Annotated in this window: 19 protein-coding genes; 11 read left to right on the plus strand and 8 right to left on the minus strand. The window is 44.3% G+C overall.

Annotation, left to right across the window (positions count from 1 at the left end; genetic code table 11):
• The first annotated feature begins 50 nt into the window (after positions 1 to 50).
• Entirely contained in the window at positions 51 to 1,535 is a 1,485-nt protein-coding gene (locus C1S74_RS25085; protein WP_045398673.1) for a hypothetical protein, read from the plus strand.
• Positions 1,519 to 3,102: a GGDEF domain-containing protein gene (locus C1S74_RS25090; protein WP_045398676.1), complete on the plus strand. Its 1,584-nt coding sequence runs from the start codon at positions 1,519 to 1,521 to the stop codon at positions 3,100 to 3,102. The genes C1S74_RS25085 and C1S74_RS25090 overlap by 17 nt, the downstream gene beginning before the upstream one ends.
• Positions 3,103 to 3,165: 63 nt before the next feature.
• On the opposite strand, the gene C1S74_RS25095 is transcribed toward C1S74_RS25090, so the two are convergent.
• Positions 3,166 to 4,056 carry a DMT family transporter gene (locus C1S74_RS25095; RefSeq protein WP_045398678.1) on the minus strand — a complete coding sequence of 297 codons (891 nt, stop codon included), beginning with the start codon at positions 4,054 to 4,056 and terminating at the stop codon, positions 3,166 to 3,168.
• Between the two features lie 146 nt (positions 4,057 to 4,202).
• Here C1S74_RS25095 and C1S74_RS25100 point away from each other — a divergent pair, with 146 nt between their 5' ends.
• From C1S74_RS25100 to C1S74_RS25120, 5 genes are all read left to right on the plus strand, one after another.
• A complete protein-coding gene (locus tag C1S74_RS25100) occupies positions 4,203 to 4,589 on the plus strand; it encodes a DUF3302 domain-containing protein (RefSeq protein WP_045398679.1) in 387 nt (128 codons plus the stop codon).
• The gene (locus tag C1S74_RS25105; protein WP_045398680.1) at positions 4,589 to 5,719 is read left to right on the plus strand and encodes an HlyD family secretion protein; all 1,131 of its coding nucleotides are present in this window, start codon (positions 4,589 to 4,591) and stop codon (positions 5,717 to 5,719) included. Before C1S74_RS25100 ends, C1S74_RS25105 begins: the two co-directional genes overlap by 1 nt.
• Positions 5,720 to 6,031: 312 nt before the next feature.
• Complete coding sequence (locus C1S74_RS25110) at positions 6,032 to 6,580, plus strand: ECF-type riboflavin transporter substrate-binding protein (RefSeq protein WP_045398941.1); 549 nt, start codon at positions 6,032 to 6,034, stop codon at positions 6,578 to 6,580.
• A gap of 6 nt (positions 6,581 to 6,586) precedes the next feature.
• Positions 6,587 to 8,353, plus strand: coding sequence for an ABC transporter ATP-binding protein (locus tag C1S74_RS25115; RefSeq protein ID WP_045398682.1), 1,767 nt, complete (start codon positions 6,587 to 6,589; stop codon positions 8,351 to 8,353).
• On the plus strand, positions 8,350 to 9,189 hold the full coding sequence (locus tag C1S74_RS25120; RefSeq protein ID WP_045398684.1) for an energy-coupling factor transporter transmembrane component T family protein: 840 nt from the start codon (positions 8,350 to 8,352) through the stop codon (positions 9,187 to 9,189). Before C1S74_RS25115 ends, C1S74_RS25120 begins: the two co-directional genes overlap by 4 nt.
• Positions 9,190 to 9,293: 104 nt before the next feature.
• On the opposite strand, the gene C1S74_RS25125 is transcribed toward C1S74_RS25120, so the two are convergent.
• Positions 9,294 to 10,475 (minus strand): MFS transporter, encoded by a 1,182-nt coding sequence (locus tag C1S74_RS25125; protein WP_045398686.1) that lies wholly within the window; start codon positions 10,473 to 10,475, stop codon positions 9,294 to 9,296.
• Positions 10,476 to 10,810: 335 nt separating this feature from the next.
• Here C1S74_RS25125 and C1S74_RS25130 point away from each other — a divergent pair, with 335 nt between their 5' ends.
• Both C1S74_RS25130 and C1S74_RS25135 read left to right on the plus strand, forming a co-directional pair.
• A complete protein-coding gene (locus C1S74_RS25130) occupies positions 10,811 to 11,557 on the plus strand; it encodes a metalloregulator ArsR/SmtB family transcription factor (RefSeq protein WP_045398688.1) in 747 nt (248 codons plus the stop codon).
• Positions 11,558 to 12,389: 832 nt separating this feature from the next.
• Positions 12,390 to 12,647: a hypothetical protein gene (locus C1S74_RS25135; RefSeq protein ID WP_045398689.1), complete on the plus strand. Its 258-nt coding sequence runs from the start codon at positions 12,390 to 12,392 to the stop codon at positions 12,645 to 12,647.
• A gap of 88 nt (positions 12,648 to 12,735) precedes the next feature.
• Here the strand turns inward: C1S74_RS25135 and napH are convergent, their stop codons facing one another.
• Both napH and napG read right to left on the minus strand, forming a co-directional pair.
• The gene (gene napH, locus C1S74_RS25140; RefSeq protein ID WP_045398691.1) at positions 12,736 to 13,590 is read right to left on the minus strand and encodes a quinol dehydrogenase ferredoxin subunit NapH; all 855 of its coding nucleotides are present in this window, start codon (positions 13,588 to 13,590) and stop codon (positions 12,736 to 12,738) included.
• A complete protein-coding gene (gene napG / locus C1S74_RS25145; protein ID WP_045398693.1) occupies positions 13,590 to 14,360 on the minus strand; it encodes a ferredoxin-type protein NapG in 771 nt (256 codons plus the stop codon). Before napG ends, napH begins: the two co-directional genes overlap by 1 nt.
• A gap of 405 nt (positions 14,361 to 14,765) precedes the next feature.
• On the opposite strand from napG, the gene C1S74_RS25150 reads away from it, so the two are divergent.
• The gene (locus tag C1S74_RS25150; RefSeq protein WP_045398695.1) at positions 14,766 to 15,266 is read left to right on the plus strand and encodes a GNAT family N-acetyltransferase; all 501 of its coding nucleotides are present in this window, start codon (positions 14,766 to 14,768) and stop codon (positions 15,264 to 15,266) included.
• 100 nt (positions 15,267 to 15,366) lie between these two features.
• Here C1S74_RS25150 and C1S74_RS25155 read toward each other — a convergent pair whose 3' ends face one another.
• Both C1S74_RS25155 and C1S74_RS25160 read right to left on the minus strand, forming a co-directional pair.
• Positions 15,367 to 16,332 (minus strand): phosphotransferase, encoded by a 966-nt coding sequence (locus C1S74_RS25155; RefSeq protein ID WP_103415393.1) that lies wholly within the window; start codon positions 16,330 to 16,332, stop codon positions 15,367 to 15,369.
• Between the two features lie 8 nt (positions 16,333 to 16,340).
• Complete coding sequence (locus tag C1S74_RS25160) at positions 16,341 to 16,616, minus strand: GNAT family N-acetyltransferase (RefSeq protein ID WP_045398700.1); 276 nt, start codon at positions 16,614 to 16,616, stop codon at positions 16,341 to 16,343.
• A 150-nt stretch (positions 16,617 to 16,766) separates the two neighbouring features.
• On the opposite strand from C1S74_RS25160, the gene C1S74_RS25165 reads away from it, so the two are divergent.
• Entirely contained in the window at positions 16,767 to 17,504 is a 738-nt protein-coding gene (locus C1S74_RS25165) for a flagellar brake protein (protein ID WP_231578799.1), read from the plus strand.
• Between the two features lie 110 nt (positions 17,505 to 17,614).
• On the opposite strand, the gene C1S74_RS25170 is transcribed toward C1S74_RS25165, so the two are convergent.
• Positions 17,615 to 18,562: a porin gene (locus tag C1S74_RS25170; protein WP_045398704.1), complete on the minus strand. Its 948-nt coding sequence runs from the start codon at positions 18,560 to 18,562 to the stop codon at positions 17,615 to 17,617.
• A gap of 397 nt (positions 18,563 to 18,959) precedes the next feature.
• On the minus strand, positions 18,960 to 20,588 hold the full coding sequence (locus C1S74_RS25175; protein ID WP_045398705.1) for a methyl-accepting chemotaxis protein: 1,629 nt from the start codon (positions 20,586 to 20,588) through the stop codon (positions 18,960 to 18,962).
• Positions 20,589 to 20,700: the final 112 nt, after the last annotated feature.

The raw sequence follows: 20,700 nt of genomic DNA on the forward strand, positions 1-20,700 counted from the left end.
CACATAATATTTAGGTGTAAATTCCAGTTCGATAGTCATGGATGTGAACGTTGGATAAAAGCCAAATTCAGCTAGAAGCAGAGCTAAACGCCCTCGATGGCCAGATAAAATCTGATCCGGAACGCGCATTTCGAATCGCCGAACAATGCAGAATTCGTGCGGAGCAAATCCTGTTTGTGGATGGCGAAATCCGTGCGTTGATCATTATGGCTCACGCTTGTTGGTGTAGCATGGATTACCGCCACGGGCTCAAGCTGGTCAAAGATGCCTACAGCCTTCAAATTCAACTCGATACCGACGATCATTTACCCGAAATTCTTCATCTCTTCGCTCTACAATACTGGGGACAAGCCAAATACTACTCAGCCCAACAATACTGGATAAATGCGTTAGAACAATCCGCTTTAGTTGATGACATTGAAATCCAAATCGAAGCCCTTATTGGTCTTGGTAACGTATGGCGTATCACAAACGAGCATAAGCTTGCCGCTTCCACTCACGAATTAGCGGTGCAAGTGGCAAACAGCGTCCGTATTGCGTGGCTAGAAGGCAAAGCTCGAATCCTACTCGCATGGGATTATTACTTGCTGAATAACTTCGTTGAAATGTTAACGGTGTTAGAAGGTGCTACCGAGGTACTCCGCGACCATGATGACAATACATGGCAAGCAGAAATATGGGATTTCAAGGGGCTTGCACTACTAGGGTTAGAACGCCTCGATGCAGCAGAAGAAGCCACTCAAAAAGCGCATCAACTCGCGATTGAACAAGACTTAACTTGGATGAAAGCACACTCTTTCATCAGCCGAGCTCGGCTCGAATTGCTGCGAAAAAACACCGAAAGTGCAGCAACTCTGCTGCAATCTGCAGAGCAATCTGCCATGAGCTTTGATAATGGTGAACTACTTAGCCAAATCTGCTTTCAACAATCTCGTGTAGCAGAAGAACAAGGTGATTATGAAGGCGCTTTCCAAGCTTTCCAAAAATACCGCAGATATGCCCTCAAGATGCTCAAGGAGCAAACTCATCGAGTGAGCATGGATAAAGCTCGCGGTTCCAAACGCCAATTAGAACAGCGCGCAAGAAAACTCATCAACCGTATTCGAGCGCAGCATGAATACAATCCAGAAAAACAATTCTCCAACGTGGTTTCGGAAACGTACTGGTGGGAGCAATTGGTCCTGTTCAAAACAGAGCTTAAGCAATCGAACCACGCGATCATTATGATTCGCCATACGGATCCCACTTTCCTTGACGTGTGTACTGAGCTCGTCCATTCATTAACGACGTCCAGCGATTTAATCTCTCGTTTAAGCAGTGATCGCTTAGCCATGCTTATCGCCGAAAAAGATCAAGCAGCAGAAGACTTGTACCGCACGGTTTGCGCAATGTTAGACATTTACCCTTGGGAGCGACGTAGCTTAGCCGGCGCTAAACCGACCCTCTATCTGCAAGATATCCTGACCTTCCCGTTCACGTTGGAGCAATTGGAAGAAAGCCACATTGAGGTAATGAAGAATGGAACAACTGCTTAGTAAAGTAACCGATGCTGGCATGGACCCTTCTTCTGTTACAGGTGAAGAAGCACTGATCCTATGGGAACATATCCGCGTTCATATCGCATCAACAAATCGTGAAAAAGCTCATTGCCACATCATCAGCGCGGAATATCGCAGCAAAATCAAGCAGCTGAGTACCAGCATTGAAGAGCTTAGACAAGCTTTAGACTTACTCAAATTACCTGAAGATGTAGAAGACATTCTTTCAGTCAAAGCAAGCCTGAGCGATCGTTTGGTCGAAAAAGGCGATTACAACGCCGCATTAACGGAATACATCGCTTCCACCAACATTGCGGTGGAATACGGTTATATCGACGAATACGTACTTGCCATTATTGGCATGGGCAACTTGTGTGATGCTTATGGCGACCATAACAAAGCGCTGCGCTACTACCAAAAGATCGACGCGATCGACCATGCCATTGGCAGCCGTTCACTTAGATTGCGTTACAAACTGTATATGTTGGCTTGTTACATCAATTTGCAGCGTATTGGGGCGGCAACGGATCTGCTGAGTGAGTGCGAAGAATTGAGTATCTTGGTCAGTGATAAAAACCTCACCAGTCAAATTCATTTATATCGTGCCAAGCTATTGCGTTTGCAAAAAGAGTGCGACCAAGCCCTGATTGCCATTTCACATATCCAGTATGCAACCGGCAAACAGCATACTCAGTGGCTTTCAACCATGGTAAAGATTGAAACCGCTTACTGCTTAAACGAAATCGGTCACCAATCTCTGGCAAATCTGCTTTTATCCTCGACAGGCAAGCGCATTAATGAGTATTCCTCGCCACTGATCGCCAATCGCTTTTACAATGCAATGAGCCGAGTGTGCTCTTCTCAAGGCCAATTTAAAGAAGCGCTCAACTACGAGAAAAAAGCATTCCGTGTTGAATCCGATCTCATCAAACACATCCCAATCGGTGAGCTAGGTGCTGCCCAATTACGTCGCCTCACTCGCTTTGAGTTACAGCTTAAATTGATTCTTTCTGAGATTGAAAACAAAGAGCTGAAAGAAACCACTAAACAGCACAAAAATACCGTAGCGCAGCTACAACAAGATGTATTTACCGATCCACTCACTTCGCTGCACAACCGCCGTTGGTTAGAAGTGAAGCTGAAAGACTTGTTGTTGCATGACACGTCATTTGCACTGATGGTGATTGATATTGACCACTTCAAATCAATTAACGATGAACTGAGTCATTTAGTCGGTGATAAAGCAATTCAGAACGTATCAAAAGAGCTGTCTGGCTACTTTAAATTCCGAGGGTCATCTTGCGTTCGCTTTGGCGGTGAAGAGTTCTTGGTGATTCTAGAAAATACCGAGCTTGCTCGCGCAGAAATGCACGCAGAAAACTACCGTGAGCGGATTTATCAATTTGGATGGCATGAGATATTAGGTGAGCGTGGCTTGACCGTTTCCATCGGTATCACACTTCATCGTGAAGGCGAGAACACACAACGTACCTTCTATCGCGCTGATAAAGCCCTCTACCGAGCCAAGGCCAACGGCCGGAACCAAGTGTGTACGGAGCTTTAAAGCAATCAATAAAAAACGCCCCAGCATCAACTGGGGCGTTTTCTTTGGATTCAATCAACAATATTACAGGAAGAAAAGCGAAATACCGCCTAGCGCCACCAAGGTTCCGATAACGCTCCTCACCCCAACCTTCTCGCCGCGCAAAACATAAATCACTAGGATGAACAGCGGACTAGTCGCAATAAGGGTTTGTGCTATCGCTGGGTTAGCATATTTCAACGCAATTTGTTGTAGCCAGAGCGCTAAAAATGTCCCAACAAAAATAGCAAGCAATAGCCACCCCATGGCTTTATTCCCCATCGAAGTCATGTGCTGTTTAATACTTTTAAACGGCGTAGGTTCCACAAACTTAATCACCATACACACTGCCAATACACCAATACTCAATCGAATCAAAGCACCTAGCAAAGGGGGCAAGTCACCAGCGACAAGAGCATAGTGAGAGATCACCACACCTGATGCTTGACAGACACTGGCCAGTAAACCGAAACCAATACCACTCCAATTAATCGCTTCGCCCGATGATGATGGTTGGAAAACGACAAAAGTCACCGCTGCGGTTGTTACCACCACACCCAACCAACTTTGCAAAGTTAACTCAGAACCTAGAAAGACCAAAGCAAGCACACCAGACAACGGCGGAGCTAAAGATTCCAACAGTAAGGTTTTGTTCGGTCCAATGCGCTTCAATGCGGCAAAGTAGGCGGAATCCCCAATGGCAATACCGATCACACCGGAAACCGCCAATACGGCAAGGTGTATCGGTTCAATGTGTGTCGGCAAGCTTTGTGGCAAAAATGGCATGACCACCAACATCATCATTGACGCAATGATCCCTTTAACAATGTTCAACTGCATCGCTGAAAAACGATGGCTGAACTGACTGTATATCCACGTAGCCACAGCCCAAACAGCCGCGGCACTGATTGCGGCGATCTCACCAGAATATTGCACTGCTTACTCCTTCGTATTGCATGCCGTATATCTCATTAACAACGAATCAAATTATAAATAGCTTGATTCAATCATTGTTCTATCAAATACTTAAACAGTTAATTTACGTAAGTTTTTCCATTTGGCAACAAGCACAGGGAAGTAAGATGTTTTTAGACTATTTTGCACTTGGGTTACTCATTTTCGTTGCTTTAGTTATCTTCTACGGAATCATTGTGATTCACGATATTCCTTATGAAATAGCAAAAGAGCGCGAGCACCCTCACCAAGATGCGATTCATTACGCAGGCTGGGTCAGCCTTTTCACTCTTCATGCACTTTGGCCATTCCTTTGGATTTGGGCAACGTTGTGGCGCAAAGAGCGAGGCTGGGGCTTCAAACAACTCGAACAAGAAACGCATGATATCCATCATCGTCTTGAAGAGCTAATTGATGAAGTCAATGAACTGAAAAAAGAAGTGTCAACGTTAAAAGGTGAAAAGCCTGTACAAAACACTCCAGTACAAAAAGAACAAGGTAAGGAGGAACAATAATGGATTTACTACTGGTTCTGACTTACGCCGCGCTGTGTATCGCGATTTTTAAAATTTTTAATATACCACTCAATAAATGGACCGTACCAACTGCCGTATTAGGTGGTGTTGTGCTTGTCGGTACATTGATCTTATTGATGAACTACAACCACCCGTTCACGCAAATTGGTAACCAAGTGTTCTCAACCACACCTGTCGTATCTGGCGTTCGTGGCCGAGTGATTGAAGTACCTGTACAACCAAACCAACCTCTGCAAAAAGGCGATGTACTTTTCCGTATTGACCCAGTACCTTTCCAAGCCGAAGTCGATAGACTACGTGCAAAAGTGAAAGAAGCAAGCCAAGGTGCACTTGGTTTAGAATCTAGCGTGCAAGAAGCTGAAGCAGCCGTGCTAAAAGCGCTTGCAGAACGTGATAAAGCACAACGCGAATTCGACCGTTACCAGCGTGGCTTCGACCGTGGTGCATTCACAGAACAACAATTGGATACTCGTCGCCAAGCATTTAAAGCCGCACAAGCCGCTTTAGAAGTCGCGCAATCTAAACAAGAACAAGCACAAATCGCCTTGGACTCAGAAGTTGGTGGAGAGAATACGCAAGTCGCCTCACTATTGGCAGAGCTAAGAAAAGCTGAGTTCAATCTAGAGCAAACCGTGGTTACCGCACCAACCGATGGTTACGTTACACAGTTAGCTCTGCGACCAGGTGTTATGGCGGTACCTTTACCGCTAGCACCGGTAATGACATTTGTGCATACCGAAGAAAAGCTCTATACGGCAGCCTTTCGTCAAAACTCATTACAGCGCCTTGAGCCAGGATTTGAAGCCGAGTTTATGTTCCGAGCTCTACCGGGCAACGTGTTTAAAGGCGAAGTTGTTGAAGTGCTACCAGCGATTGGTGAGAGTCAATTCCAAGCCCGTGGTTCACTGCTGGGCACAGAAGCACTGCGCACTAGCGGTCGCGTATTTGTTACCTTAAAAATCACCGATGACCTAGAAGAGTACCACCTACCTATGGGTACGGCAGTAGAGGTGGCGGTTTACTCGGACAGTTTCACCCATGTGTCTATCATGCGTAAGGTTCTTATTCGTATGAAGAGCTGGCAAAACTACCTATACCTAGATCATTAATTTAACGAACAAAAATCGTACTAAAAAGTGTAATCAGGGGCTGACAGTTGGCCCCTGATTGCGTTCTAGCCATCCAGACAGATAGCATTCCCACTTTTATCAATATTCTGTATAATGCGCGCCTTATTTTTGATGCTTGCTGTAAAACTAAGCCAGTCAAAAGGATGCGTGAATCCAATCACACATTTCTTGAAGAAAGATAGAGCAAACAATAAGCAGCTTGGTTGTTTCCAAACTTTGTTACACAATCAGCGCTATAAAAACAAAGCAAGTGAACGTTCTTTAAAATCGACAATTGAACTGAGGTTATCTATGAATCTTTCTGCTAAAACCGTAGTGGTTATTGCAATCGGTGCTGCACTTTACGGTATTGGTGGTTTGCCAATGTTTGGCATCCCTGTATTTGCAAACACGACGCTAAAACCAGCAATGGCGGTATTGGCACTGTTCTCTGTATTATTTGGTCCGCTTGTTGGTTTTCTTGTTGGCTTTATCGGCCACTGGGTAACAGACTTATTTGCAGGCTGGGGCGTATGGCTAACTTGGGTACTCGGTTCAGGTATAGTCGGTTTGATTATCGGTCTTTTCCCTTCTCTAACACGTAATCGCTTAGAGACAGGTGACTTCAATATGAAAGATTTCGCGTTGTTCGTGGTGCTTGCTCTATTGGGCAACGTATTTGGTTACGGTTGCTCAGCCTTCCTTGACACCATTTTGTACGCAGAACCGTTCACTAAGGTCTTCACTCAACTGTCGATCATCGCGTTGGGTAACACCCTTCTTATTGCTATTGTGGGCTTCTTCATTCTTAAATCTGTCGCAAAACGTAACAAGCAGAGCCGCAACTTAACAGAGGCTTAATGTCGAATGACAATCGAATTTTCTAACTTCTCTTTTAGATATGAGTCGCTGGACAAACCGACGCTAAAAAATATCAATCTAAGGATAGAGAAAGGAGAGAAAATCGTCATTATCGGTCCAAGTGGTAGTGGTAAATCAACCCTTGGCCAATGTCTTAACGGACTAATCCCACATGCGATTAAAGGGGAAACCAGTGGCAAGCTGACCATTAATGGTCAAGACACCGCCCCTTTTGACATGCACCAATTCACCGAACAAGTTGGCACCGTATTACAAGACACAGATAGTCAATTTGTTGGTTTGAGTATTGGCGAAGATATCGCGTTTGCGTTGGAAAACCAGCTACTCTCTAATATCGACATGTACCCGTTGGTCAAAGCGACCGCAAGAATGGTCGATTTAGAACAGATGCTAGATCGCTCCCCTCATGATTTATCCGGTGGTCAAAAACAGCGTGTTTCTTTGGCCGGTATTTTGGTGGACGACGTTGACATCTTATTGTTTGACGAACCACTTGCCGCACTTGACCCAAAGACGGGTAAAAAGACCATCGAGATCATTGATGACCTTCACCAAAAAACTGGCAAAACCATCGTCATCATCGAGCATCGCCTTGAGGATGTACTGCATCGCTCGGTAGACCGTGTAATCTTGATGGAAAGTGGCGAAATCATTGCTGATAGTACTCCTGATGAAATCTTAGCATCGCCTCTTCTCGAAGAATATGGTATTCGCGAACCGTTGTATCTTTCTGCGTTGAAAGAAGCGGGTTGCGCCATCGAAGGCGAAGCAAAACCATCAAGCTTAAACACATTACCACTGTTGCAATACCAATCCGCTGTAAATACTTGGTTCGAAACATCACAAGTAGCAGAGGTTGCAACCCCAACCGATACGCTTTTAGAAGTTCGTGATCTTACTTACTCATACGACGGCGAAAAGAACGCGCTTGAAGGGGTCAGCTTTGATGTCAAACGCGGTGAGTTTTTATCGGTATTGGGTAAGAATGGCTCAGGAAAATCAACCATCACAAAACTGGTGATGGGTGTTATTGAACCTGATAACGGCGCGATGATCTTGAATGGTCAGGACCTCAATGAACTGAGCATTTTTGAGCGCAGCCAAAAGGTTGGCGTGGTGATGCAAAACCCAAATCATATGATTTCCCATCACATGATTTTTGACGAAGTGGCTTTTGGTCTACGCAACCGTGGCGTTGAAGAGAAACAAATCGAAGCGAAGGTATTAGCAGTCCTTGCGCTGTGTGGTTTGAGTAAGTACCGCCACTGGCCTATTGAAGCGCTGAGCTACGGTCAGAAAAAGCGCGTAACCATTGCTTCGATTCTTGCATTAGAACCTGAACTACTGATTCTTGATGAGCCAACGGCTGGTCAGGATTACCGTAACTACACTTCTATGTTGAGCTTTATTGAGAAGCTTAACCGTGAACTTGGCATTACGGTGATGATCATCTCTCACGACATGCACTTGGTATTGGAATACACCACTCGTTCAATCGTGATTGCCGACAGCAAACTGATTGCCGACGCGCCAATGACAGAAGTGTTCAGTAACCCTGTTTTGTTAGATCAAGCGAACCTAACCACAACCAGTTTGTATGAACTGGCGACTCAATTAAACATCGAGAATACCAACGGTTTTATGCAGCATTTTATTGATGTGGAAAAAACACATCGCTCAAACCTTGCAGCCCAAACGTTGACATCAAATGACAGCTCTGGAAATGAAAGCCTTGAGAGTGTAGTGGCATGAAAGATAATAAGATGAAGTTTGGTATCAATTACATCGATACCCAATCGCCATTACACAAACTCAACGGTATTACTAAGTTTCTATTGTTCATTGCGTGGGTAACGGTTGTATTAACGACCTTTGATCTACGCATCATCGCGTTACTTATTATGGCTGGCCTTGGCTTGTTAAAAATGACCAAAGTGCCTTTTCATGTTTACAAGCCGTTGTTGATTGGTACAGGCAGCGTATTATTGGTTAATGCACTGTTTATGTTTGCATTAGCGCCGCAGCAAGGCAGTGAATACATGGGGTCAACAACAGTATTGTTGTCGTTGCCAGGTAATTACTCACTTACTCAAGAGACTTTGTTCTATCTGGTCACCGTGACACTGAAATATTTCAGCATGTTCCCAATTGCTTTGGTGTTTGTATTTACCACGCATCCTACTGAATTTGCGGCAAGTTTGAACCGCATGGGGGTACCTTACAAAATCGCTTATGCCGTCAGTTTGACCTTACGTTACTTGCCGGAAGTAAAAAAGGACTTCGTGAACATCATGCACGCTCAACAAGCTCGTGGTGTTGAACTGAGCAAGAAAGCGCCGTTGTTTACCCGTATGAAGAACGTTTCTAAGATCTTAGGCCCGCTGATTTTCTCTAGCCTAGATCGCGCCGACCAAATCTCTAACGCGATGACATTGCGTGGTTTTGGTCGTCATTCTTCTCGTACTTGGTACAGCCTAAAGCCGCTGACCAAAGCCGATATGGTGTGTATGGCAGGCATCGCCGTGATTGTTGCCGCGGCGATTAGCAAACGCGTTCTAGACACTCAACTGTTCTGGTATCCGTTCTAAACAAGCGAGTATCACGTTGAAAACCGAATATAAAAATGGGATGCCTCTGCATCCCATTTTTATATCTAATCAATAGACTAACTCATTGAGTAGTAAGTACTAACTTAGCTCCATTTGAGCACTCGTGTCTCGTTACCCTCTTCTGGTTTCGCAGGAATATTCAAAGACAATAGTAGGCTAACCGCAGCCATACCCGCACCAATATAGAACACGCTAGAAGGAGAAACCAACCAAATCACACCAAAGGTTACCGGAATCACAACCGCTGCAATATGGTTAATGGTAAACGCCACACCAGCCGTTGAAGCCATGTCCGCCGGATCGGCTATTTTCTGGAAGTAAGTTTTGATTGCGAGTGCCAGCGCAAAGAACAAATGATCCACAACATACAACGCTGCCGCCCACTCCGCCGTTTGAACTAAGCCATAGCCAACAAACACAAAGATGAGTCCTACGTATTCAAACATTAATGCTTTACGCTCACCTACCGCACCAATGAAACGACCAATACGTTTAGCAAATAGGAAGTTAAACACGTAGTTGATAAGGAACAGCAAGGTAATATCCGCCGCTGAGTAACCAAACTTCTCTACCATCAGGAAGCCAGCAAACACCGTAAATATCTGACGGCGAGCACCGCTCATAAAGGTCAATGCATAATAAAGCCAGTAACGCTTACGCAGCACCAACTTTTTGTTTTGTGGAACTTCGGTTTTGAATTCAGGGAACGCAAACGCCATCACCAGAATCAATACAAAACCGATACCGCCCGCCAGCAAGTAAACCGTTTTGAATTCTAATTTGAGCTGCTCAAGCAGAATCCAAATCGCACCATAAGTAATCAAAGACGCTAGTGCACCAACCGATATAAATTTGCCTAACATTTCTGGTGCTTCTTCTTTGGTTAGCCATTGCAAAGAAAGGGATTGCTTTAACGTTTCAAAGTAATGAAAACCAGTCGACATCAACAAGGTGGTAAAAAGAAGACCAAATAAAGATGGGAAGTAACCTGTTAATGCTGTACCCAATGTGAGCATAGCGAGAGAAACCAACATAAAGCGCTGCTCTCGAATAAACAGTAAAACAAACACAACAGTAAACGCCAGAAAGCCGGGGATCTCACGTACACTTTGCAGCAGACCGATGTCTGCGCCATCAAAATTGGCTTTTTCGATCACGAAGTTGTTCAACAACGCCATCCAAGTAGAGAAAGCTATCGGTACAATAATAGAAATAAGCAGGAGGAAATTTTGCGGAGTTCTCCAACTCTTAGATGACGAGTCCATGATATGTCCTTTGGATATGAAGTCGCCATGATACCGCCAAATGTAACAAAATCGCAATGTCATTATAATTTATTTATATTGTGATTTTTATAGTAATTTCCTTAAGTTAGGACTCAAAAACATCAAGAGACTCTTGCTCGCAACATTGCTAGCTTATTATTTTTAAAGAATATTTTACAATTTATATCATGGAAAAATATTCTGCGAATTGATGATAAAAGAAGCTTATGTGCTTAGACGAAAGTTTGCGTGCTTCTTGTTGAAGGCGAGCAGAGTTATACTGTTGTCATTAGTCTTTCTTTTCGGCGTCAGCCAATACACTTTTTTGTCTCGATATTATGAAAAAACAAGTCCTGTTTCTTTGCACTGGTAATTCTGCACGCTCTCAACTTGCTGAAGCGATATTTAACCAAATGGCCGGGGATCTTTTTCATGCCGACAGCGCGGGCTTTCATCCTAGCGAAGTAGATTCAAGAGTGTTTGAGATACTAGATGCGCATTCGATAAAAGGGGAAGCGCTGCATTCGAAAGACTATGCCGACGTTGCTAACAAACCTTATGACTTCGTCATTACCTTGTGCGATAACGCGAAAGATGAATGTGTGATCTTCGAGCAACAGGTTAACCAACTTCACTGGAATCTAACCGATCCTAAACCTCTCGAAGGCATTAAACCTTTCCAAGACACTGCAAAAGATCTGATTGAACGCATTAGCTTATTTTTACTTCTAAACAGTGAAGAAAACGGCACACACGTTGATCCTAGCAGTTTTTTCAAGTTGATGAGCGATCCACTGCGTTTGAAAATTTTGATGCTTCTTAAAGATGAACAAGATCTTACGGTTACTGACCTCAAAAATGCCTTAGATGAAAGCCAACCAAAAGTGTCTCGTCACCTAGCACTGCTGCGCGACACTACTTTCTTGAAGGATACACGTCATGGTTTGTGGATTCACTATCGGCTTTCTCCTTCGTTACCGATGTGGATCAAGCACCTTCTACAAATTGTGCGTGTCGGTAACCCGGGCATCATTAACGTTGAAAAGAACCGCTTGAAAACCGCACAACAAACCGAGCAATAACCCCATTGCTCTACTTAGCTAAATGCCTCTTTATTCATTGGGGAACCGCTGGATAAAATTATTTGGATCGGCATCACTTTGTTAGGTACAAGTCAGCGTCACAATTAAGTGCTAACCCAATCACTGTAAATCAGTAAGCATCTGAAAGTACGCTTCAATTTTACTCATCTATATTGAGTTTGGGTGCAACCCACCATCTTCAATTTTCCATGAACAGTCGAACTCGCTTGATGATGAGCATCGAGAAAATAACCTTTATTCAAGATGCCTTTTTTAACCGAAACCAAGACGATATTGTTGAAGTCGATTTGCTACTCATGTCCCGACTTTAACTAGTAGCAGTTTGTGACTCCACATAAGCCTTTCCCACCCACTCCAAGGGTGGGCTTTTTTCTATACCGTCATGTGTAGGCATTCCATCGAAATGATTTTATTGGGTGATAACTACTTTCTGACTCATTTGGATATGATCTACCCAATAGTCGTCATTGGTTCAAACCGCATTCAGTGTCTCTGCTGAATAGAGAAGATTTTAGGAAAGGTCATGCTAAGACATAGAAAAGCGGTCATCTTTTTGTGGGTCGCTGTCAGTAGCTCCTGGTTATGGATGCAGTTGATTAACATGGAATACCTTATCCACTGACAATGATTACAACCTCTCAAATACTGAGGTCTATCCGCAAAGAAAGCCTTACCTTCACGTATGAGGGAGGCCTTTCACCCTCGCTCTGTCTGCTAGTCATATTCAAGATAAGCAATATGCTTGATGCCTAAATTGAACGCCATGTAAATGCTACATTTACCAGCGAAATTTAGACATTAGGATCACGACATGAAATACACTCTCTCCTTGGTGTTACTATCACTACTTCCTATGGCCTCGAATGCTGGCATTATCGACCCTAAATGCAACCCAAAGAAACTGACAAATGGCGTAACAAAAGTGGTAGGTAACCGATGCACGCTTGATGAAACAATCGCCGACACCACCAAGGAAGCATTGGGTGTCGATCATCGTGTGGACTATAAGAAACGGTTAGAAAAAAAAGGCATTATTCAAGACAAGGATGACAAAAAATCAGACGACTGATCTTAACGCCTCTCCATATTCCAAATACGGCCATGTCACTTAATACTGGCCGTTTGGAATAGTGACTTTGAAAGTACCTTTACTCCCTTCAATCAATATTTTTGACGGTTAAACGATTGTGGAACTCGAACACCTTCTCCGGGCAAACGTCTATGCAACGACCACAGCTGATACAAGTTTGGTCCATGACTCTTCTGTCGCCTTCTTTTAATGGCTGACGCAAGATCTCAGGCTCTGGGCAGACATAGAAACAATCCATACATTTTGTGCAATCCTCTCGATGTACAGCCGTAACTCGGAACAAACTTTTGCTACCAATCACTCCGTAGGTCGCACCCAAAGGGCACAAGTGCCCACACCAGCCGTGTTCCACAAGTAATAAATCAAGCACAAACACAAGCAGGGTAAGTACCCACCCAGCCCCCATGCCAAACACTAAGCCTCGATGTAGCGCGGCGACTGGATCTAACCAAATCCAAAGTACAGAGCCAGAAATCGCACTGCCAATCATTAAGACAGGGATAAGCCAATAACGGATCTTAGGCGACCAACGGTAGCTGGCTTTGAGGTTCAGCTTTCTTCGTAGCCACGCCGCCAAATCGGTGACCACATTTAATGGGCACACCCAAGCACAAAAGGCGCGCGGCGCTAAAATAGCGTAGAACACCACGACAATGGCAACACCAAGGAAAACATTGAGCTCTGGGATATGACCTGTCGCAAGGGATTGCAATACGATCAAAGGATCACTCAATGGCACGGTATTGAGTAACATACTGGAAGACAAGTTACCTTGCAGAATACCCCAGGTCGGCCCCGCCATAAACAAACCTATGATGCTGACTTGGCAAATTCGACGAAGAATCAAAAAACGATGGGCGTGCCACCAACCCAATTTTTCAATGGCTTCTTTCCCTGCATCTTTCGCTAAGCTCTTGGTCATTATTGACCTCCTTTAAGCGATTCAAGCGCACCACTAGGCACTGGGTTTTCTTCTGGTAACACGTTTTCAAGCGGTTTATCGATCTCTTGCCAGCCAAAGTTATAGTGACTGCCCAATTTACCTTTCGCTAGATCCGTTGGCACCACTTTGATCGCAGCCACATCAAGCACACAAGCTTGCTCGCATTTGCCACAACCCGTACAGACATCGGAATGAACCGTAGGAATCAGCTTTGCATGGTAACCTGTTCTATCATTACGAATGTTCTCCAGCGTTATCGCTTCATCAATTAGCGGGCAGACGCGGTAACAAACATCGCAACGCAAACCTTGCCAGTTCAGACAGGTCTCATGATCGATGAGCACGGCAGTCCCCATACGCGCATCGTCAATATCCGTTAGATCGTGATCGAGAGCGCCACTTGGACAAGCGACGACACAAGGAATGTCTTCGCACATTTCGCAGGGAATATCTCGGGCTGTAAAGTAAGGTGAGCCGGTGGCTACTGGGGACAATAAGCTCGCCAATTTTAAGGTGTCATAAGGGCACGCCTGAACACACAACCCACATCGAATACATGCTGATTCGAAATCCCCTTCCGGTAATGCACCTGGCGGGCGAATAGGCACACCTTTTGTTTCCCGTGCTTGGCTTTGTAATGACTGTAAGCCAAGAACGCAAGCAGCGGCACCGACACCTGCCGCCGTCCGGGCAGTATCACGCAAGAATCGACGTCGACTTTGCGAGACTTTTGACTGAGAGGATTTCATTATTGTATTCCTCAACTACGCTCAGATTACTCTTAAATAAGTTAAGCATAAATAGCGTTAAAAAGGTGGGTTCCCCATACCCCATAAGAGGTAACTCAAACCTCTCTTGATTAAAATCAACTCGTTTCAGATACCGACTTCACACTTTAGTGAAAATGGCTTTATTTCGTTATTTCAAAGTTCACCATTATTCTCCATAAAGTGAGTGTTACTCAGTATAAAAATTCAACACAAAATGACTCTCATTGGTATTTCCAATAATAATCCACTATGAAAACTTCAATTTAAACATACGTAACATACTCAATTAAAAGTAATTTGGTGACTAAAGATAAAAAAATACTATTCAAATTAAGTTTCTCTGGTTAGATTGAAATTAATTCCAACAAACCAAAGGAGAGAAGCATGGAAATCATCGTACGTCCAACCACTGTTGAAGACGCCACTGCGCTAGTCGAAATTTATTCACAACCAAAAGCACAACGTGAAACCTTGCAACTCCCTAAGCCATCACTCGCGATGTGGGTCAACCGACTATCCAACATGCCTACAGGCGTTTACAGTTATGTCGCAGAAGTCGATGGTAAGGTGGTCGGAAACATTGGCTTTCATCATTCCCAACGTCCAAGAACATCGCACACGGCCTCGTTTGGAATCGGTGTGCACGATGAGTTTCACGGTTTAGGGGTCGGCAGCGCGTTGATCAGCACCGTAACAGAGCTCGCCGACAACTGGCTTAATGTTCGACGTATTCAAATCGAAGTGAACACCGATAACGAAGCTGCCATTGGCTTATACAAGAAACACGGTTTTGAAATAGAAGGTGAATTGGTCGATGCCTCTTTTAGAGACGGTGAGTTTATTAATACTTACAGCCTGGCTCGTATCAATAAACCGAAAAACTAACGTTTATTGAACTAAAAACTGCCTTTATATATACCCAAGTAACCTCGAGATGCTTGGGTATAATTACCTTAAAGGCAGGTTTTTCTTTCTTCGCTGTTTTCTACCCCAAAGAGTCCAGGGCACGTTTGGTGAGCGCTTCGGTATAAGGGTTAATCTTCCAATGATCTGGACTCCATCCTTTTACAAAGCGTTGAAAATCCGCCCAAGCCACTGCAAATAAAGGTCGCCACTCTTGTTCGACCTCAGATGGTTCTAACTCGGTTTGATAATGTTTCAGTGCCACATTTAACGCATCAAAATAGGTATCGAGCACCCAAGATTCCATCTCAGCACAATCATTTGGATCGACGGCGCTACTCATAAACAACGCGACATCTTTCATCGCGCAACCATGGCCAACGTATTGAAAATCCACCGCCGCAACTGACGAGTTTTGTTGATTAAAGCAGAAGTTAGCAAGCTTGGCATCGCCATGAATCAAGGTTTGAAATCGCGCTTGTTGCAGAGTTTGGTCAATTAACCCTGCCCTCTTTTTCAACCGAGCATCTTGAAGGGCTGCCAATTCATCAGGTCGAGTATCTAAGTGCCAATACGTTCCCGTTTTCCACAAAGCATCATGACGAACTCCAATGTATCGCGCATGAAAGTTAGCAAGCCATTCTAAACACGCTTTCATTTGGGCTTTGCTTGCATTTTTCATTACATTTGGATACCCCGCCAGAGCAAGATCTTCCATCACGATCAACCATTCCGTTTCATTCTGAAAGCATTTAAGCCCTTGAGGAATTCGACAACGCTCATCAACCATTTGACTGAAGTATTTATACCAACTCACCTCAACTTGATAAGAATGCAGCTTACGTTGATGCGAGCGGTCAGTATTCCAACCTCTAGGATGTTGTAACGGCTTAGGTAATTGGACGTGTTTAACAATGATAGAACGGCTTGGAAAAGTCAGTCGGACCAACTCCCCATAGCCGCCCCATAAAGATTGGATCACATCTATGCGATAAAGGCGACCTAGATTCAGTTCGTCTCCGATACTTTGATATAGTGGATTATTCATGGGTTCCGTTAAGCAAGTAAATACGTCCATTCAGGGTTTGTCGCCATGTATTTAATCACGTATGGGCAAACTGGCACAATGCTGTAACCTAGAGCTTCAATTTCTGGTAACACCGCTTCCATCATAACTTTCCCATAACCTTTTCCACGGGCCTCTTCTGGAATAAGCGTTGAGGTAATGTGCATCTCTTCATTTTCGATTTTGTAAACCACTTTCGCTTTATGATTTTGGTCTAAATCGACCCAAAAAATCTGATTTACTGTGTCATGTATCACTTTATGCATTATCCATCTCCCACTTTTGGCCTTTGGTTTATTGAATCCGGCTATATGACTGCATAGAATGATATCAACGCAAAAATCTAGTCAATTCGTACTAATAATCATAGCGCGTAACACCTTCTCAAATCAGGTACGACAATAAGAATGAGAAATATGATGGCGATCGCCAGAGATAATCGGACGTCTCTGCAAAACAAAAACGCTCCAGAACGTCAGGCAAGCACACTCAATAGCACCGATGCAATGGCAATGGTGGAACACGGCAGTGAAGTCACATTGAACGTGACGACACCTGTTGGCACCAAGTTTATAACCACCAGCACCTTCATGGGTTGTCATTCCAATAATACCGCGCTGATAGAAATCCCAAATATTTCAGATGAAGATTTGAAGTTCTATTTCCAAGAAGGTTTTTGGATCAACGTAAAAGCGTACTCACATCGTGGCGAAGGTGCTGTGATTCCTTTCCGAGCACAATTACAACATCGTTTAGGTGACCCATACCCGTTACTGGTCTTGCGCTTGCCTAACACCATGCAGGTTTATCAGCTTAGAAAAGAGGTGCGATACGAAGTGAATTTACGTTCTCGTCTTCAGTTTGAACAGTACCGTGCAGAATGTGAGATACGCGACCTATCAAAGAGTGGTTGCCGCTTCGTTACCTCCCCAATGAGCCGAACACTTCAAGTCGGTGATCAGATTACATTAGATATCACCATGCCAGGCAATGGACGTATGCTCGCACCATTGAAAGGGAAAATCTGTAATCTGCAAAAATCCGTTCATTACGCTCGTTACGGTGTGGAGTTTGATGATTTCGGAAAAGCAAACGCTAAGAACCTGTTGAGTCATCTCAAATTTGATGGCACTAAGCTAAAGCTGAAAGGCTAACCCTTCATCCTTAAATTTCAAAAAATAACAAACGGAAAAACCCCTTACCATAATGGTAAGGGGTTTTAGATGACTAAGAATAAGGCAGTATATTTTCAGCCATTTTCGACTTAGAAGTCGTAACGTAGACCTAGTGCTAGCTCGTCTTGCTCGTCAGAACCTTCGCTGTCCATTAGATCGAAGTTGTATGACGCGTAGCCACGGAAGTTAGGCTTGAAGTAGTACGTTACGTCAACTGCTAGGTTTTCTACAGTATCCGTGTCTTCTGCTTCACCTTTGTTGTAAGTAGAAGTGAACACTGTTTGACCCATAGTGTATGCAGCCGCTAGTTCGTAGCCTTTGTAATCGTCAGAATCTTGATCGATACCTGTGTAGTTACCAGCAACGTAGAAGTTACCCACTGTGTAAGAAGCAGCCAGCATATACTGATCAACGTCATCTTGGTTTGCAAAGCCAGCACCTAGCTCAAGGCCAGTGTCAGCAAATGCGTAGATACCAGATAGAGAGAAGCCATCTTGCTCGTTGTCATCAAAACCGTTCGCGTCTGTTGTACGATCTGCAAAACGGTAGCTTGCACGTAGCGCTAGTTGCTCAAATTGACCTGAGTAAGAAACCATGTTGTCAGTACGATCAGCTACTGGTAGTTTTAGAGCTGCAGTGTTGCCGTGGTAAGCCATGATATCAGTAAAGTCAGTGATAACGCCTAGCGCACCGTCGTTTTTACCGTAAGTGATTTCACCGTATTTGCCACCTAGACCAGCGTAAGCGTAACGAGTTTCAAGGTCACTATTACCATCTACACCGCCGTTTTCAAATGTTTCGAACTCACCTTCCCAAAAACCAACACCGTATAAGCTATCGCTGATTTCCTGTTTGCCTAGGAAGTTAAGACGGATACGAGAACGGTCTTCTGCTTTGCCATCCATCATAGAAAGACGAGCTTCAGCACGACCGCCCATTTCTAGTGAAGTACCATCTTGGTTGTAAAGTTCTGAAGCGACAACTTGAGATCCAGATGCTAACAGCGCCACTGCTACAGCTAATGTTTTCAATTTCATTTTCATTTTCCATATATTTGTTTTTTAGTCATTTTCTCACCAGAAAACAGGACATTTCTGTGCCAACGAGAAAACGAGCGGCATGTTAGCAGTTGTCACTTTTAGCGCAACAAGTTGAATAGACAGTCTTGATAGAACAAAACACCAGGAAAGCTGACGATATGAATATACCCAAAACCATCAAGTTATCGGTTGGATTAAAAAAAGTGTGCGCGTCAAAAAAATATTGACGCAAAAAAGGTAGATTCAACATTTATAAATGAGACATAAGTCACACTCTATTTTTGGTGATTCGCTGTTTTAAATGCCGTTATTTTGGTTATTACTCGGTTTTTCCATAAAAAAATCCCCAAGCCGAAGCTCAGGGATAGGGGGAGAGTTTACTTTGAAAGCAGCGTTACAGTTTGAAGAAGCTCAACTGCTCTTTCTGCTTCTCTGCAAGGTGAGAAAGCTCAGTACTTGCGCTCGCACTTTGGCTGATACCTGCTACGTTTTGGTTCACAAGCTCGGACATGTTTACCACGTTGCGGTTGATGTCTTGAGTAACCTGAGACTGCTCTTCTGCTGCTGTCGCCACTTGCGTGTTTGAATCGTTAATGTTCGCTACCGATTCCGTAATACCAATTAGCGCATCGTTTGCTTGCTGAGTCAGTTCGTTGTTGCGGTTAAGCATCTCTAGGCTCACCTGCATGCTGTCGTTTGCTAGACCAGACTGTGCTTGAAGCTCTTCAATGATTGATGAGATTTCTTGCGTTGAATCTTGAGTGCGCGCTGCCAGCATACGAACTTCGTCTGCTACCACTGCAAAGCCTCGACCAGATTCACCTGCACGTGCTGCTTCAATCGCTGCGTTAAGTGCTAAAAGGTTAGTTTGTTCAGAAACGCCACGAATCACTTCGATTACATCGTTGATTTGAACCGACTGCTCTTTTAGACGAAGCACGACTTGCGCAGCATCGTTAAGCGCTTGAGACATTTGCTCACTCGCTTGTGCACTCTCTTGGAAGATTGCCAAGCCAGACTGCGCTAGACCGTCTGCTTCACGCGCGGTCGCATCTGCCGATGTCGCATTGACACTGACGTTGTTTGCCGTGCTCGCTAGCTCGTTAACTGCCGATGCTACTTGCTCGATTTCAGCGAGTTCTTGCTGAGCGTTTGCTTCTGCTTGTGTCATTACAGCAGCAAGTTCAGTTGAAGCTGATGCCACTTCTTCGCTAATTCGCATTAGTTGATCAACGGTATTGTGAAGTTGCGTCGCGGTTTGGTTTACGTCTTTGCTCAGGCGGGCAATTTCATTGTCACCTTCAACGTCTGCACGCACAGAAAGGTCACCACCAGCAAGCTTACGCATGACTTCTTGTAGTTTTTGAATTGGTGTAACAATCATGCCAGACAGGAACCAAGCACCGAGCAATGAAAACGCAAATACCGCGATTACGGTCATCATCGCATTGTTTTGAACGCGAACATGCTCACGAGCACTTGTCGCTGTCGCTTCAGTCGCAATCTCATTTACGCGTTGAGACAGCGCATTGATCGTCGCAACCATCTCGTTACCAACACGACGGTAACCAGAAATAAAGTTTGTGTATTCGCTATCAGAAACTAGACCGCGATCATGACGGTCGAAGAACTCAACCGCACGTGTTGAATAGTCAATGTAAGTATCAATGCTTTGACGCACTTTTTCCGCTTCTGCTGCAAATGTGCCACGAGCATCGATCTTATCGAGATCAGTATCAATCGCTTTTGCCCCCGCTTTAAGGTCTGCAAGGAACGCATCACGACGAGAAGCATCGTAAATCGCGTAAACTGCGCTAATGCGTAGTGGGTAAACTTGGTCATCAATTTGAGCAAGTGTGTCTTTATAAAACACAAGCGAGTCGGAGTTAGAAGCAACCAATTCTTGCTCTGCTTCTAGGTTGTTTTGCGTGATCCACAATGCAATGAACAAAGTGATCGCGGTGAATAGAACTGGAACCAAAACTTGCGTTCGTACCGACAAGTTTTTCAGGGATAGCTGCATGAGTGACCTCAGGTATTTGCGTGTGGCTTCCTTGCGATGGGATTATTCCCAGACGAATAGACAAGGGGGCAAATACTAGAGGTAGATCACACTTTTGTCCAGAGTAAAAAGT

The sequence above is a fragment of the Vibrio hyugaensis genome, assembly GCF_002906655.1.
In the GTDB taxonomy this organism is placed as follows: Bacteria; Pseudomonadota; Gammaproteobacteria; order Enterobacterales; family Vibrionaceae; genus Vibrio; species Vibrio hyugaensis.